Source organism: Flavobacterium cheongpyeongense (assembly GCF_003202435.1).
Lineage (GTDB): Bacteria > Bacteroidota > Bacteroidia > Flavobacteriales > Flavobacteriaceae > Flavobacterium > Flavobacterium cheongpyeongense.
Genome location: NZ_QJHK01000002.1, coordinates 190,019 through 206,402 on the forward strand (window position 1 = coordinate 190,019; position 16,384 = coordinate 206,402).

Annotated in this window: 9 protein-coding genes; all 9 read right to left on the reverse strand. The window is 34.6% G+C overall.

Features of this window, described 5'->3' with window-relative positions; all coding sequences use genetic code 11:
• Positions 1 to 5 precede the first annotated feature (5 nt).
• The 9 genes from DMB65_RS02905 to DMB65_RS02945 all read right to left on the reverse strand — a co-directional run bounded on the left by DMB65_RS02905 (position 6) and on the right by DMB65_RS02945 (position 16,380).
• Complete coding sequence (locus DMB65_RS02905) at positions 6 to 3,179, reverse strand: SusC/RagA family TonB-linked outer membrane protein (protein ID WP_110305170.1); 3,174 nt, start codon at positions 3,177 to 3,179, stop codon at positions 6 to 8.
• A 590-nt stretch (positions 3,180 to 3,769) separates the two neighbouring features.
• Positions 3,770 to 4,426: a fructose-6-phosphate aldolase gene (fsa, locus tag DMB65_RS02910; RefSeq protein ID WP_110305171.1), complete on the reverse strand. Its 657-nt coding sequence runs from the start codon at positions 4,424 to 4,426 to the stop codon at positions 3,770 to 3,772.
• Positions 4,427 to 4,706: 280 nt separating this feature from the next.
• Entirely contained in the window at positions 4,707 to 6,032 is a 1,326-nt protein-coding gene (gene xylA, locus DMB65_RS02915) for a xylose isomerase (RefSeq protein ID WP_110305172.1), read from the reverse strand.
• Positions 6,033 to 6,042: 10 nt separating this feature from the next.
• Positions 6,043 to 7,524, reverse strand: coding sequence for a xylulokinase (locus DMB65_RS02920; RefSeq protein ID WP_110305173.1), 1,482 nt, complete (start codon positions 7,522 to 7,524; stop codon positions 6,043 to 6,045).
• Positions 7,525 to 7,528: 4 nt separating this feature from the next.
• On the reverse strand, positions 7,529 to 8,536 hold the full coding sequence (locus tag DMB65_RS02925) for a GntR family transcriptional regulator (protein WP_110305174.1): 1,008 nt from the start codon (positions 8,534 to 8,536) through the stop codon (positions 7,529 to 7,531).
• 213 nt (positions 8,537 to 8,749) lie between these two features.
• Positions 8,750 to 9,775, reverse strand: a complete 1,026-nt coding sequence (locus tag DMB65_RS02930) for a glycoside hydrolase family 43 protein (protein WP_110305175.1) — start codon at positions 9,773 to 9,775, stop codon at positions 8,750 to 8,752.
• 29 nt (positions 9,776 to 9,804) lie between these two features.
• Positions 9,805 to 11,238, reverse strand: a complete 1,434-nt coding sequence (locus DMB65_RS02935; RefSeq protein ID WP_110305176.1) for an MFS transporter — start codon at positions 11,236 to 11,238, stop codon at positions 9,805 to 9,807.
• Positions 11,239 to 11,778: 540 nt separating this feature from the next.
• The gene (locus tag DMB65_RS02940; protein WP_110305177.1) at positions 11,779 to 13,182 is read right to left on the reverse strand and encodes an efflux transporter outer membrane subunit; all 1,404 of its coding nucleotides are present in this window, start codon (positions 13,180 to 13,182) and stop codon (positions 11,779 to 11,781) included.
• Positions 13,183 to 13,200: 18 nt separating this feature from the next.
• Positions 13,201 to 16,380, reverse strand: coding sequence for an efflux RND transporter permease subunit (locus DMB65_RS02945; protein WP_110305178.1), 3,180 nt, complete (start codon positions 16,378 to 16,380; stop codon positions 13,201 to 13,203).
• Positions 16,381 to 16,384 lie beyond the last annotated feature (4 nt).

A 16,384-nucleotide genomic window follows, 5' to 3' on the forward strand; every position in this document is an offset into this window, starting at 1 on the left:
ATAATTTAGAAGTTAACATTTAATCCAAGTGTAGTGATGATTGGTGATGGATAACGCCCATTATCAACACCTGTCAAAAGGTTATTTTGGTTGATAGAACCTACTTCTGGATCGTATCCTTTGTATTTAGTAAATGTCAATACGTTTTGTGCATTTGTATATACTTTGATATTTGAAATTCCCCATTTTGAATATAAACTCTTAGGCAGATTATAACCAATTGAAATATTTTTTACTCTTACATATGATCCGTCTTCTACAAATCGGTTACTCAAACGATAATTTGAAGCAGATGAAGCAGATGAAGCACCAATTCTGGGCATATAAGGATCTCCTCCAACAATCTGAACGTTACGATAATCGTTTGGTCCATTTGGATCAATTAATTCTAATTGTGCATACCCTAAAGCTGATTTTAATAAATTGGTGTTTTCACGAGGATTTTCTAACCAGCGTCTTTGATAATTTAATACTTCATTTCCGTAAGTACCTGTCACCAATATATTGATATCAAATCCTTTGTATGTAAAAGTATTCCCGATACCAAAAGTAAAATCCGGAGCCGGGTTTCCTATATAATCTGTATCTTTTTCATTAATAACACCATCCTTATTTAAATCCTCAAAGATATAATCTCCAATCCAAACACCATTTTCTCCAATTACCATTCCTTCCGGCAAAGCTGTTGGCTGTACTACTCCATTTTGATCTTTATAATAAAAATCAGTAGCTTTCTCAAATCGTCCAATTACTTTGTATCCGTAAAACTGACCTATTGGTTGTCCAACTGCAGAACGTGTCACAACAGTCACATCTGAACCTTGCTGAAGTGTCTGGTTATAAACTCCCGTTTCTGAATTAAGAGCAAGAACCTTACTTCTGTTCATTGAGAAAACGAAGTTAGATTTCCAGTTAAAGTTATCTCTTTCTATGTTAATCGTGTTTAAAGTCAATTCAAGCCCCTTGTTTTCAAGAGAACCGATATTGAAAATAGGTGCCGTAGTAGATCCTTGTCCCGTTGTTCCTGCATAGGCCGGAAGTGATAAAGGAAGTAATAATCCGTCTGTTTTTTTGTAATAAACATCAGCAATCAGTTCAATTCTATTATCAAAAAGTCCCAAGTCTATTCCTATATTGGTTGATTTTGTTTTTTCCCACCCTAAATCCGGGTTTGCTGTGTTGGTTGCAATTTGCCCACTGCCCCAATTAGTAGCGGATGTCCCATAAAGTGACGTGTAAGGATAAGGGTATAAACTATTTTGATTACCAACAAGCCCCCAACCTAATCTTAATTTCATATTATTAATTATCTTACTATCTTTTAAGAAACTTTCATTAGAAACCTTCCAGGCAAAAGCAGCAGACGGAAAATAATCCCAACGATTATCTTCTGCAAACTGAGAAGAACCGTCTCTTCTCAAAGTAGCTGTTAATAAATATTTGTCATTAAAAGAATAAAATACTCTTCCAAAATAAGAACTAAGAGACTTTGTCATACTTCCATTTGAATTTTTTGCCGTTGTTGGGTCACCGGCATCCAAATCAGTTGCTCCGTTAGTAATGTAACCAGAACGGTAACCATACAAACTCTCCCAATGGTTTTCTACAAATTCCTGACCTAAAGTTACAGTTACTGCGTGTTTTCCAAAAGATTTGTTATATGTTAAAAGATTATTCCAAATCCAGTTATCGCTCAATGATTTTGTTCTTGTACCTTCTCTCACATCATTTACAAGCGCCCCAAAAGAATATGAAGGACTAAAAGTATAAGTGTTTCCAAAATTATAATCTACAGAATATTGACTTTTTAATTTTAAATCTTTAGTAAAGCTAATTTCAGCATACGCATTTCCCCTTATTCCATAATTTTGATTGTGATTATCTCTCATTAAGGCCAGACCTAACGGATTGTTCTGAACAAATTCTGTTGTATCAGGACCATCAAAAGTACCATCTGCATTACGAGCTGCTACATTGGGTGTTTGCTTTAAAGCTGTAAGTATTAAAGAGCCGTCTGAAAATGTATTTATTTGATTTGTTTTATTTAAGGCTAAATTTACTCCAACCTTCAAAAAGCTTTTTACTTGTGAATCGATAACCCCTCTAAGATTAAAACGATCAAATCCTGAACCGATTGCGATCCCTTCCTGATCTAAATACCCAATACCAAAAGCATAAGTTGTATTATCAGAACCTCCTGAACCTGACAAATTATAACTCTTCATCATAGCTGTTGTAAACAATTCATCCTGCCAGTTTGTTCCCTCTCCTAATAAATCAGGACGAATAAAATAAGGGTCTCTTTGTACAATACCTAAATCAGCACGGGTGTTTTTCAGTGTTCCGTACTCTCTTAAATTAAGAACCTCTAATTGTTTAGGTATTTGCTGCCAGCCCACATAACTGTCAAAATTCAAAGCAAGCTCTCCTTTTTTACCTGTTTTTGTTGTAATAATAATGACACCGCCAGCTGCTCTTGAGCCATAAATAGCGGTTGCAGAAGCATCTTTTAAAATATCTACAGAGGCAATGTCTGCCGGATTAATTCCTGCTAGAGGGTTATTATTATTGGAATTGCTTGATCCGCTAATTACTACACCGTCGATCACATAAATTGGTTCATTATCTCCGGTTATCGAACTAATACCACGAATTCGGGCAGAAGAACTGGAACCCGGCGCACCGTTATTTGCCTGAATATTTATACCTGCAGCACGACCTTGCAGAACCTGATCTAAGGTAGTTGCTACTGATTGAGAAATTGCTTTGGCATTTACTGAAGAAATGGCACCTGTCAAATCTCCTCTTTTCATGGTACCATATCCAATCACAACTACTTCTTTCAGACTGTTTAAGTTTTCTTCAAGAACTACATTAATTTTATTTTGATTGCCTACAGCAACGTCTTTGGTTTTATATCCAATAAAACTCAAGCTCAAAACTGCATTAGCAGGAACAGAACTAATTGTAAATGTACCGTCAAAATTAGTAACTGTGCTGTTTCTTGTCCCCTTTACAATAATATTTACTCCGGGTATTGGACCGTTACTGTCAGATACTGTTCCCGATACAGTGGTTTGTTGTGCATTTACCGCAGCAGAAAATACCAGCATTAGAATTAAAAATCCTAAATTTTTAAAGTATTTTGATTTGCTTTTAGTAATTAAAAAGTTAGTCATAAATAATTGATTTAAATTAGTTAATGGTTATAGTTAGTTAGTTTTTACTCAATTGATTTTTTCGATGATCTTTTTTGTTTCGAAGAGAAATAAAAACAGACCTAATCAAGACAAATATATATAAAATATAATAATACACAATCGGTTGTGTTAATTATTTTTATGGATATTGAAAAAATTATTTATTTAAAAAACATAATACATAGTTATAATGACAAAAACATAAATATTATTCAATACAGGAGTAATTAAATAATAAAAGATTACAGATATTGAATGCATTGATATGAATTCTTAAAAAAAACATAAAAGCAGAGAATAATAAAAAATTAAATATTTATATCGAATTTAAAATCTTAAATACTGTTAAATTAATATCTAAATAATAAACCAAAACCTAATCCTACAAAATATTTGGTATCAAATTTATAAAGCGATATTATTGCCAATTCATGAATGATAAAAAAGATAATTTAAGTTATTTTAAAACAAAAAACTCCTTTCAAATACATATGAAAGGAGTTCTGCTAACTAAGAAAAATATAGCTAAGTCAATTTTAACTTTATTTGATCTGCATGTTAATTCAGGCTTATAAATTCATTTTCTTAGCATCTTCTACAAACTGTTTTAGTCCAATATCGGTTAAAGGATGTTTTAGTAAACCCTTGATTGCAGACAAAGGGCCTGTCATAACATCTGATCCAATCTTTGCACAATTAACAACGTGCATTGTATGTCTGATAGAAGCCGATAATATTTGAGTTTCATAATTATAATTATCATAAATTTCTCTTATTTCGGCAATCAAATGCATACCATCTGTTGAAATATCATCTAATCTTCCCAGAAAAGGAGAGACATAAGTTGCCCCTGCCTTAGCCGCTAATAATGCCTGACCTGCAGAGAATACCAATGTAACATTGGTTCTGATTCCTTTACTCGAAAAATATTTACATGCTTTTACACCAGCTTCAATCATTGGTAATTTTACTACAATTTGTTTATGTAAAGCCGCCAGTTCTTCCCCTTCCCTAATCATTCCCTCATAGTCTGTTGAAATAACTTCGGCAGAAACATCCCCATCAACAATGTTACAAATGTTAAGATAATGCTGTAAAATATTTTCCTTTCCTGCAATACCTTCTTTGGCCATCAATGACGGATTTGTAGTAACTCCATCTAAAACCCCCATTGCCTGAGCTTCTTTGATATCTTCTAAATTTGCTGTATCTATAAAAAACTTCATTTATCTAAATTTTAATTTTAATAATCCGCCAATAAATTTATTTTAACAGTAACTTTCTAAAACATTAATTTGGCTAAAAAAGGCACAAAAAAATTAAGGCCGTTGGAACTAACTAAAAACCTCCGACCCTAATTTTCTATAGAATAGTTACTTAAATTATCTCAAAAAAGGGCTATTATTTTGATAATGAACTTTTTTAGATAAAAAAAATACTACTATTTTTTAAAACATTAATTTTAAAACAATGCAACTGTTTGGATAAAATTTATTTCAGTTAAGATTATATATATTGATTTATAATATTTTCAAACAATTCTTGTTTACCGCTTTGAAGATTTAATTCTCCATTTTCACTTGCGATAGTATATAAGTCTTTAAGATTTAATTTTCCGTCAGCGAAATCTTTACCCTTTCCTGAGTCAAATGAACTGTATCTTTCCTTTCTTAATTTTTCGTAAGGAGAAGAAGTAATAATTTTATCAGCAGTCAGTAAAGCTCTCGCAAAAGTATCAGCTCCTCCGATGTGTGCTAAGAAAACATCTTCCAAATCAGTAGAATTTCTTCTGATTTTAGCATCAAAATTCACACCACCGCCTTGCAATCCACCGGCTTTAAGGAAAACCAACATCGCTTCAGTAGTTTCCTGAATGTTGTTTGGGAATTGATCTGTATCCCATCCATTTTGATAATCTCCTCTGTTAGCATCGATACTTCCTAACATTCCTGCTTTTGCAGCAACTTCCAGTTCGTGTTGAAATGTATGCTGTGCTAATGTTGCATGATTAACTTCGATATTGATTTTGAAATCTTTATCTAAACCATATTCTTTTAAGAATCCAATTGCAGTTGCCGAGTCAAAATCATACTGGTGTTTTGATGGCTCCATTGGTTTTGGTTCGATAAAGAAAGTTCCTTTAAAACCATGTGCTCTTGCGTAATCTCTGGACATTGTTAAAAATTGAGCCATATGGTCTAATTCTCTTCCCATATCTGTATTTAATAAGGACATATAACCTTCTCTACCTCCCCAGAATACATAGTTTTCTCCATCCAAAGCGATAGTTGCATCTAAAGCTAATTTTACCTGCCCTCCTGCTCTCGCCACAACATTAAAATCTGGATTTGTAGCTGCTCCGTTCATGAATCTTGGATTTGAGAAACAGTTTGAAGTTCCCCAAAGTAATTTAATCCCTGATGCTGCTTTTTTCTCTTTTAAGTATTCTGTAATAAATGCTAAACGCTTTTCTGATTCGGCAAAAGTTGGGCCTTCAGCAATCAAATCATAATCATGAAAACAGAAATAGTCAAATCCCATTTTGCTGATGAACTCAAAAGCCGCATCTGCTTTATCTTTCGCGGCCTGATATGGGTCTGAAGACTGATCCCATGCAAAATTTTGTGTCCCTGGTCCAAATGGGTCACTTCCCTGCCCACAGAATGTATGCCAGTAAGCAATTGCAAATCTAAAATGCTCACGCATTGTTTTTCCTGCCACAACCTGCTCCGGATTGTAATATTTAAATGCTAAAGGATTGTCAGATTCTTTTCCTTCAAATTTAATTTGCCCAATACCTTTGTAGTATTCTTTATTTCCTAAAGTTATCATTTTAATTTTTTTATTTATTTGTTACTATTAATTCTAATTCTTTTTTCCAGTTTTGATAAGCCTTTTCATATTCGTCTTTATTTTTTAAAGGTAAAAACGTCATTACGTGATCGTTGGTTGTAATTCCTGAACCAAATTTCTCAAAGTCACCATCCGTCAAGCCTACTGCTCTGGCTGCTCCAACAGCTCCGGTTGTATTGTAAATTTCTATTTCATGACCAATCAATGTTGCTACGGTATTGGAGAAAATTTCTGAACGGAATAAATTATCATTTCCCGCTCTGATTACATTAATTTTTGCATTATCATCTTTCAGACATTCCATTCCGTACACAAACGAAAAGGCAATTGCCTCCAAAGATGCCCTGTATAGATGAGCATTGGAATGAATATTAAAATTCAGGTTTAAGATATGAGATCCAATGTTTTTATTATTGAACATTCTTTCGGCACCATTTCCAAACGGAATCACAACTAATCCTTGTGAACCCACATTTACCTGAGATGCTTTTTCGTTCATTTCTTCATACGACTCATTTCCGGTGTTGTTTCGCATCCACCTGTATTGGATTCCGGCACCGTTTATGTTCAGTAATTTTCCAACTCTGGGGTTTGATTCCGAATAATTTACATGAACAAAGTTGTTTACACGGGTACTATTACCTGAATTTGTCTCAGTAACGGCGTAAAAAACACCAGAAGTCCCTCCGGTTGCCGCTACCTCTCCAGGACGCAGTACATTCAGTGACAGCGCATTATTCGGCTGATCTCCGGCTCTGTAAACAATCGGAATTCCAACAGGAAGCCCTGATTCCTGTGAACCTTTTTCGGTAACCAGACCCTGATTTGTAAAATTCTCTACAATATTTGGTGTCAGTGACTTATCTATTTCATAATAATCCAATAGCCAGTCAGCTACTTTATTTTCTTTATAATCCCAAAGCATTCCTTCAGACAAACCATTTTTGGTAGTCGTTACTTCGCCTGTCAATTTCAAAGCAATATAATCTCCCGGAAGCATGTATTTGGCAATTTTATTATAAACTTCAGGTTCGTTTTCTTTTACCCATTTTAATTTTGAAGCGGTAAAATTTCCCGGTGAATTCAATAAATGCCCGGCACATTTATCTGCTCCGATTTCAGCGTAAGCTTTGTTGCCAATTTCAACCGCACGGCTGTCGCACCAGATAATCGAGTTTCGTAGTGATTTGCCGTCTTTATCAACAATGACCAATCCGTGCATTTGATATGAAATACCAATACCCTGAATTTTCGAAGCGTCAACATTAGCTTCTTTAATAGCCCTTTTTGTTGCTGTACAAATGTACTGCCACCACATCTCTGGATCTTGTTCTGCCCAGTCAGACTGTAATGACAGGATTTCCATTTCGTTTTGTGGCTCATTAAGTACAATAACTTTTTTGCCTGTTGCTGCTTCAACCAAGGCAACCTTGACCGAAGAGCTTCCAATATCATATCCTATATAATACATAATTTTATAATGATTCTCTTAATATTAAACTTGTTGGTACATAACACTGCATCACTTCGTCATGCGTAATAAATGCCGCTGCCTTTGTCCCGATTTCATTAAAATCAGTTGACACAACCGAAATGCCTTTGTATATGAATTTCTTCATTGGGGTTTCATTGTAAGATAAAAAGCCAACATCCTGACCCGGCTCGAAATCTTTCTGCTTACATTGTTCTAAGAAATGTCCCAAAATCCTGTCACTGATACTGATGTAGGCAATTCCCTTTTCAATATCAAACTTCTTTGGATCGGTTATAATTTCATTTTTAAAATTAAAGTCGTTACAAAATTTCTTAAAATTTTCCAGTGTTTCTTTTGGATGATTCGTGTAATTCGGATAAACAAAACAGATGCTTTTATATCTTTTAAACAAATCAGCCGCTTCTTTCAATGAACTGTAAAATGCTTTTCCAAAATCCTGAAAAACATAATTGTTCTCTTTTTTTGACTGAATATTCCAATCAATTAACAGCAATTTATCATTCGAAATTGCCGATAACGTTGATGATACTTCCTGATCATCAAAATTCATTATCACATATTTATAATACTTTCCAACGCTATTATTAATTATGGTTTTAAAAACCTCAATATTATAGTGATGAAATTGCACATCGGTAATAATATTGTCCGGCAAATTATTCACAAAGGAGTGATACAAAACCTCTTTATAAGCTTTAAAAGTATCTAATACCAACAGTACTTTTCTGGTTTCTCCAGACACATAATATCCTTTATTTGGAACAGAATCAATTATTTTCTGGTCTTTTAAAATTGTATAAGCTTTAAAAACAGTATCTCTTGATAACTGATTTTCTTTACAAATTGAATTTACAGATGGAAGTAAATCCCCTTTTTTTAAAATATTCTTTGCAATCGCATTGTTTATTCCGTTTACCAATTGCTGGTATTTAGGTACATCACTATCGTGATTAATTACAAATACAAACTTTTGCTGTTCCTCATTCATTATACTGTTCCGTTCTGTTCTGGTATGCTAAATTATGTATTTCTACTTTATAAAAAAAAATATTTTTCTTTAAATTTGTTATCTTTTTAAAGTAAATGAAGTAATCTCAAAATTTTAAACAAAGGCCTTAGAAATTCTCTATAAAATTTTCGGTAGCAACCTATTTTTTAAAAATTTAATTTGAAGTACTTTCTTTTAAACAAAAAGCAAGATTTACTTTTCTTTACTATACGGATCAATAGTATTTATTGAACCATCTTCATTATAGGTAATTTCAGTTACTTTTATCGATCTCAAATGAGTAACCCCTTTTGAAAGACTGGAATCATGATAAAAGAGATACCATTTCCCTTCTACCTCACAGATAGAATGATGCGAAGTCCAGCCAATTACGGGATTCAAAATTCGTCCCTGGTACGTAAATGGTCCATAAGGACTGTCTCCAGTCGCATAACAAATGAAATGCGTATCACCTGTAGAATAGGAGAAATAATATTTGTCTTTGTATTTATGCACCCATGGACCTTCAAAAAAGCGCTGTTCATTATTTCCCGCCAATAGTACATCACCATTTTTATCGAGAATTTTAATTTCTCTTGGTGATTCGCTAAATTGCTTCATATCATCAGTAAGCAAGCCTACTATTGGTCCTAAAGCAGGTTCTTCTTTATGAGGTTCTTCGTTTTCTTCAGAAAACTGATTATTTCTGTACTTCTGAAGCTGACCTCCCCAGATACCCCCGAAATAAAGATAGAACTTACCATCTTCGTCTTCAAAAACCGCAGGATCAATCGAATAGCTTCCTTTAATTGCTTCTGGTTCCGGATTAAACGGTCCTGTAGGCGAATTACTAGTGGCAACTCCAATCTGAAAAATTCCGTCAGCACGCTTCGCAGGAAAATACAGGTAGTATTTACCATTTTTGAAGGCAGCATCAGGTGCCCACATTTGTTTCTCTGCCCACGGAACATCCTTCACATGCAAGGCTGTACCATGATCTGTCACTGCAGAGTCTATGCCTTCCATAGAAAACACATGATAATCCTCCATTCCAAAATGGTCTCCGTTATCGTTAAAGGGAATCCCCGCATCAATATCATGGGATGGATAAATATAGATTTTTCCATTAAATACATGTGCAGAAGGATCTGCAGTATACATGTGTCTAACCAAAGGTTGGGATATGGCTGTTAGGTTAATCACTTCAAAATCAATTTGTTCAATGCTATCTTCAGGCATGGTCGTATTTTTACTTTAATGATAATAATTTATGCTCTTCTTTCTTTTAAATCTGCTTCAATCTGTATTTCCATTTTCTTATCAATTTCATAAAAAAACAATAATACTGTTCCAATTAAAAATGGTATTGCAGGAAAAATACTTACCAGTAATTTGATTCCGTTAATGGCAATATCTGTTTGTTGTGTCGAATTTGGTATATACTCAAAATATCCTAAAAGTGATGTTGTTAATGCGCCACCAATACTTAATCCGGCTTTTAGTCCCACCATCATAGCCGAAAATATAATTGCCGTTGCCCGGCGATTATTTTTCCACTCAGAATAATCAGCAACATCTGCGATCATTGCCCAGAGAAGAGGAATGGTGATACCATAGAAAAATCCGTGAAAAATTTGAGAAAAAAACATCAGACCAATAGAGGTTGAAGAAAAGAAATAAAATGCAATGATAAATAAAGTAGAAATAAATAAAAAGAGTCCAAATACATTTCTTTTGCCATATTTATCAGCGAATCTCTTTGATAATGTAATTCCAACTATCATAAAAATAATACCACCTGCATTAAACAATCCAAATCCAGCAGAAACAGGATCGTTACCAAAAGTGTTCAATCCTATTGCGGAGAGAAAATTTAGAATAGGCTGTATGAAACCGGCTAATTCTTGTTTATTTACATAATTTTCGAAATAATATACATAGGAGCCACCTTTAATAGCAAGTGTAACAAAAACCAATAATGTAAGGGTTAGTATAATAATCCAGGGTTTGTTTTTTACTAAGTCGGCTAAATCCTCTTTTACGCTTGATTTCTGTTCTGGTCTTGGTACAATACGCTCTTTTGTAGTTATAAAAGTAATCAGCAGCATAATAGTGCCAATTATTGCCAAAACTGTCATTACTTTTTCGATACCAATTGCCTTATCCCCGTTTCCGGCACTTTTAATGATGCCAAGCATAAAAACCTGGACAAAAAACTGAGCAAACATTACGGCCACAAATCGATATGACGACATACTGTTTCGCTCTGACATATCTCCTGTAATAACGCCACTTAAGGCAGAGTAAGGCAAATTATTAGCAGCATACAGTAATAATAAAAATGAATAGGTAATAACAGCATATATAACTTTTCCCTGATACGAAAAATCAGGTGTTGTAAAAGCTAAAAGTGCAATAATTCCTAAAGGTATTGATGTCCATAAAATCCACGGACGAAATTTGCCCCATTTTGTATTTGTTCTGTCTGCAAGTGCCCCAATAATAGGATTAAAAATAAAAGCAGCAACTAAGCCTACAACCAGCATTATAATCGAGGAGTGGGTTGGAGATAATCCGTATATATCTGTGTAAAAATAGGCCAGATAGGTCATTAGGGTCTGAAAAACTAAATTGGCAGCCAGATCACCCAGACTATACCCTATTTTTTCTTTTACAGATAATTTTTGAGAGGTTAAATTCATCATTTTACTTTGTGTGGTTATTGAATTTGTTAGCTAAGTTTAAAATAGTTGTATCATTTGAAGTTATGCTATATGAACTTCTTAATTTTGGTGCTAAAATAATAATAAAAACAATCGGTTGTGTAAAATTTATAAAAATATAATTCAAGCAGCATTAATTCAATTATAACATTATTATCATCAAACTACAATCGGTTGTTACTATATAAAGTTAATTATACCAAAAAAATATTAAATGTTTTTTTTTAATCATTATTATCAATATACAAAACAAATGATGATTAAGCAATTAGAGCGTTTTATTTTAAAATTAAACTCCTGTTTATTATTAATTTGCTTGTACAATGAAAGACTGATGACGACATGCCTTTAACACTAAATGGCTAAAAAGAAAAAAAAAGAGGGCTTCGTAACTGCGTTTACCAACTTAAAACTGGAGATCAAACAAAAAAGAAAATATCTTAGGGAATAAAAAAGTGCCTCAAATACTGAGACACTCTTCATTTTTAGCAATTTTTAATTAAAGATAATCAAAAAAAATTATTTCCAGCCACCACCTAAAGCACGGTATAAATCGACAACAGCTTGCAATTTTTGTAAATTATCATCTATGCCACTCATTTGTGCAGACAAAAGATTTTGCTGCGAAGTGAGTACATCGGTATAATTGGTAGCTGAACTGTATTCTAAAAGCTGCTGTGTAAAATCGACTGATTTTTCAAGTGCTGCAATTTGTTGCGCTCTAGAATCTTCTTTTTCGACGGCCATCTGATACGAATATAATGCGTTTGAAACTTCTTGCCCTGCAACTAAAAGACTTTGCTGAAAATTATTCATAGCCTGTAATTGTTGCGATTGTGCAGTAGTAAGTCTTGCTTTATTTTTTCCTTGATTAAAAAGAGGCTGAGTCAATCCACCAACTATCGAATAGAAAATAGAGTTAGTAAAAAAATCTTTCAATTCCAGATTCGAAAAACCAGCACTAGCCGTAAGTGTCAAACTTGGATAAAAATAGGTTTTAGCCAGATTTGTAGTTTCAAAAGCACTTCTGAAATTAAACTCTGCCTGACGAACATCAGGACGATTTTGTAACAATTGTGATGGTAAACCTACTGAAAGGTTCTCGGGTACAACCTGCTCATCTAATGTTCCTCTCTCGATTGGTCCAGGTGCTTGACCTAACAAAATATTTAGCACGTTTTCGGTTTCGCGAATATTTCTTTTCAAATCTGGAATCAGCACTTGTGCCGCATACATATTAGCCTGACTTTGTACAACAGATGCTCCGTTAACTATAGCACCTTCCTTTAAGGCTTTTATTGTTTCTACATTTTTGACACGGCTTTCTAAAGTCTCTTCTGTAATTTTGAGTTGTTTATCAAAAGATAATAACAGAAAATAGTTATTTGCAATATCTGATATCAACTGTGTCTGTACTGCCTGCTTTGCTGCATCTGTAGCTAAATACGAAGCCAAAGCTGCTCGTTTTGAACTGCTCAGTTTTCCCCAGATATCCGCTTCCCAAGAAGTACTTAAACCTAGTTTATAAGTCGTTGTTAATGTGTTGATCGAAGCCCCTCCAAGATTTAAAGAAGCTTCAGATTGTTTACTATGTGTAGTACTTGCATCCAGGCTTAACGTTGGATAGTATGCCAATTTACTTTGACGCAGCGAAGCTTGTGCCTGAATGATATTCTCAATAGCATTTTTCAAATTAAGATTATTACCTAATCCTTTCTGAATCAATGTATTTAGTTTTTCATCTTTAAAAACACTCTGCCACGGCATATTGGCAATCGTAGTAGAATCGGCTGAAACCTGATCACGATACAATTGATCTGTTTTTAAAGTTGTGGGGCGTTCGTACTTTTTGGTAACTGAACATGCACTCAAAAGTACGGCTGTCAGCACTAGTAAAATATATTTATTTGAACTGTTAGTCATCTCTGTTTTAATTAAATTTTACTCTTTGTGAACTTCTATTAATTGTATTTCATCCTCATCCTCATCATCCTCATCATCATCATCATAACTCTCTTTGGCGGGACCACTAACCTTTTCCTGTAAAGTCTGAAAAATGATAAATAATACCGGAATAACAAATACTCCTAAAATGGTTCCGATTAACATTCCTCCCACTGCTCCGGTACCAATTGATCTATTTCCTACGGCTCCTGCACCAGTGGCAAACATCAACGGAACAAGTCCAAAAATAAAGGCAAATGAAGTCATTAAAATTGGTCGCAAACGTGCTACCGCTCCTGCAATTGCCGCTTCTACAATTGGCAATCCTTTTCGTCTTCTGTCTAAGGCAAATTCGACAATTAAAATTCCGTTCTTCGCCAGCAATCCAATCAGCATGATTAATGAAATCTGCAGATAAATATTGCTGTTCAGTTTAAAAATGATTGAGAACAAATAGGCACCTGCCAATCCAAACGGAATCGAAAATAATACTGCAAAAGGCAAAATATAACTCTCGTATTGTGCACTCAGCAAGAAATAAACAAAAACAAGACACAATATAAAAATGAAAATAGTTTCACTTCCTGAAGCCAGTTCCTCACGTGTCAAGCCCGAAAATTCGTAACCATAACCCGCCGGAAGGTTTTCTGCTGCTACCTCCTGAATGGCTTTAATCGCATCTCCAGAACTGTAGCCCTGATTTGGTGCACCAGTAATTGATATAGAAGAAAAAAGGTTAAACCTTGAAATGGATTCCGGTCCAAAAACTCTTGTCATTTTTATAAATTCTGTAATAGGTGCCATTGTTCCCGAATTGTTTCTGATAAAAATTTTATTAAGTCCTTCAGTATTGGTACGGAATTCTGGAGAAGCCTGTATCATCACACGATATTGCTTACCGAATTTATTGAAATTCGAAGCGTACAATCCTCCATAATACCCTTGCATTGTTGACAAAATTGTATTTACAGGTACACCTGCCTCTTTGGCTTTTGCCAGATTAATTTCCATCATGTATTGAGGAAATCCAGGATTAAAAGGAGTTGTTGCATATTGAATTTCGGGACGTTTAGCGAGTCTTTCTAAGAATTCTGTATTTACTTTAAAAAACTCGGCTGTCGAATGACCTCCTTTATCCTGCAATTGAAACTCGAATCCGCCACTTTGCCCAAATCCCTGAATGGTTGGAGGCGAAATAAAGAAAATATTGGCTTCACGAATACCGCTTGTTTTGGCAAAAAGCTGACCAATTACATCATTAACACTTAAGTCACGTTCGCCCCACGGTACCAATTTTACGATAACCATACTATAAGCACTCCCTGCTCCTGCCGTAAAATTTTGCCCTACAATACGAAGCGTATTTTTAACACCCGGAATCGTTTTGGCAATACTGTCAACCTGCTTAGCAATAATATCAGAACGCTCCATAGAAGCTGATGGAGGTAAGCTGATATTGGCAAAAATGGTTCCCTGATCTTCTGCAGGAACGAAAGCTGATGGTGTCGTTTTCATCATATAAAACAATCCTAAACCAGCAATTAGAATAGCTGCTAAAACAATCCATTTTTTAACGGAAAGGAAACTAACAGAACGCTTATATCTGTTCGTTACATTCTCAAATGCCACATTAAAAGAAGTATAAAATCTTTGTAAATAACTTTTATGTCTGTGATCATCTGCATGAGGTTTTAAAAGCAAAGCACATAAAGCAGGACTTAAAGTCAAAGCATTTACTGCCGAAAGGATAATGGCAACAGCCAATGTGATACCAAATTGCTTGTAGAATACTCCCGTAGATCCGTTAATAAAGGTTACCGGAATAAATACTGCTGCCATTACAAGCGTAATCGAAATAATAGCACCTGATATGTCATTCATTGCATCGATTGTTGCCTTTTTTGACGATTTATAGCCATGATCCAGTTTGGCATGTACGGCCTCTACAACAACGATGGCGTCATCGACGACAATACCAATAGCCAGTACCATCGCAAAAAGTGTCAATAAATTAATTGTAAATCCAAATAGGCTCAGGAAGAAAAACGTTCCAACAATAGCCACCGGAACTGCAATAGCCGGAATTAAAGTAGACCTTAAATCCTGAAGAAAAATAAATACAACGATGAAAACCAATATAAAAGCTTCAATCAGAGTGTGAATTACTTTTTCAATAGAGGCATCCAGATTTTCGTTGACATCTACAAGAATCGTATATTTTACTCCTTTTGGAAAACTTTTCGTTGCCTCTTCAATCAGTTTCTTTGAATTATTGATTACATCTCTCGCATTCGATCCCGGGGTCTGGCTAATAGCCATCGCCGCAGATTCTACTCCATTTGTTTTAATCGTTGCCGCATAACTTAAAGACCCTAATTCTACTTTTGCTACATCTTTTAAACGCAGCATTTGTCCGTTTCCAACCGATTTTATGATGATATCACCAAATTCTTTTTGGCTTGTTAAACGCCCTTTATATTTAATTACATACTGAAAAGCCTGATCGCCATTCTCTCCAAATTTTCCTGGTGCAGCTTCAATATTCTGTTCTGCCAGAGCAGCAGAAATATCGCTCGGAATCAATTTGTATTGCTGCATGATATCTGGTTTCAGCCAGATTCTCATTGAGTAATCCTTTGATCCAAAAACAGATACATCTCCTACCCCAACCACACGCTGAATTTGCGGCACAAGATTAATCTTGGCATAATTTTGAAGAAATGTCTGATCATACGTTTTATCATCACTATATAAAGAGAAAATCAACAAATTACTACTCTGGCTCTTGGTTACAGTTACACCTGCTTGCGTTACCTCTGAAGGCAATAAACTTGTGGCTCTTGAAACCCTGTTTTGAACATTTACAGCTGCTAAATCAGGATTTGTTCCTACTTTAAAATAGATTTTGATAGAAGCATTTCCGTCATTCGTTGCTGTAGAAGTCATGTAAGTCATGTTTTCTACCCCATTAATCTGCTCCTCCAGCGGAATTACAATACTTTTTAATACAACATCAGCATTGGCACCTGTATAACTCGCTGATACGTTTACTGTTGGAGGGGCTATATCAGGATATTGCGATATAGGGAGTTCTACCAAACCTAAAACTCCTAAGATGACAATAATAACAGATATTACTGTCGAAAGTACAGGTCTTTGTATAAATATTTTAAACATCTTT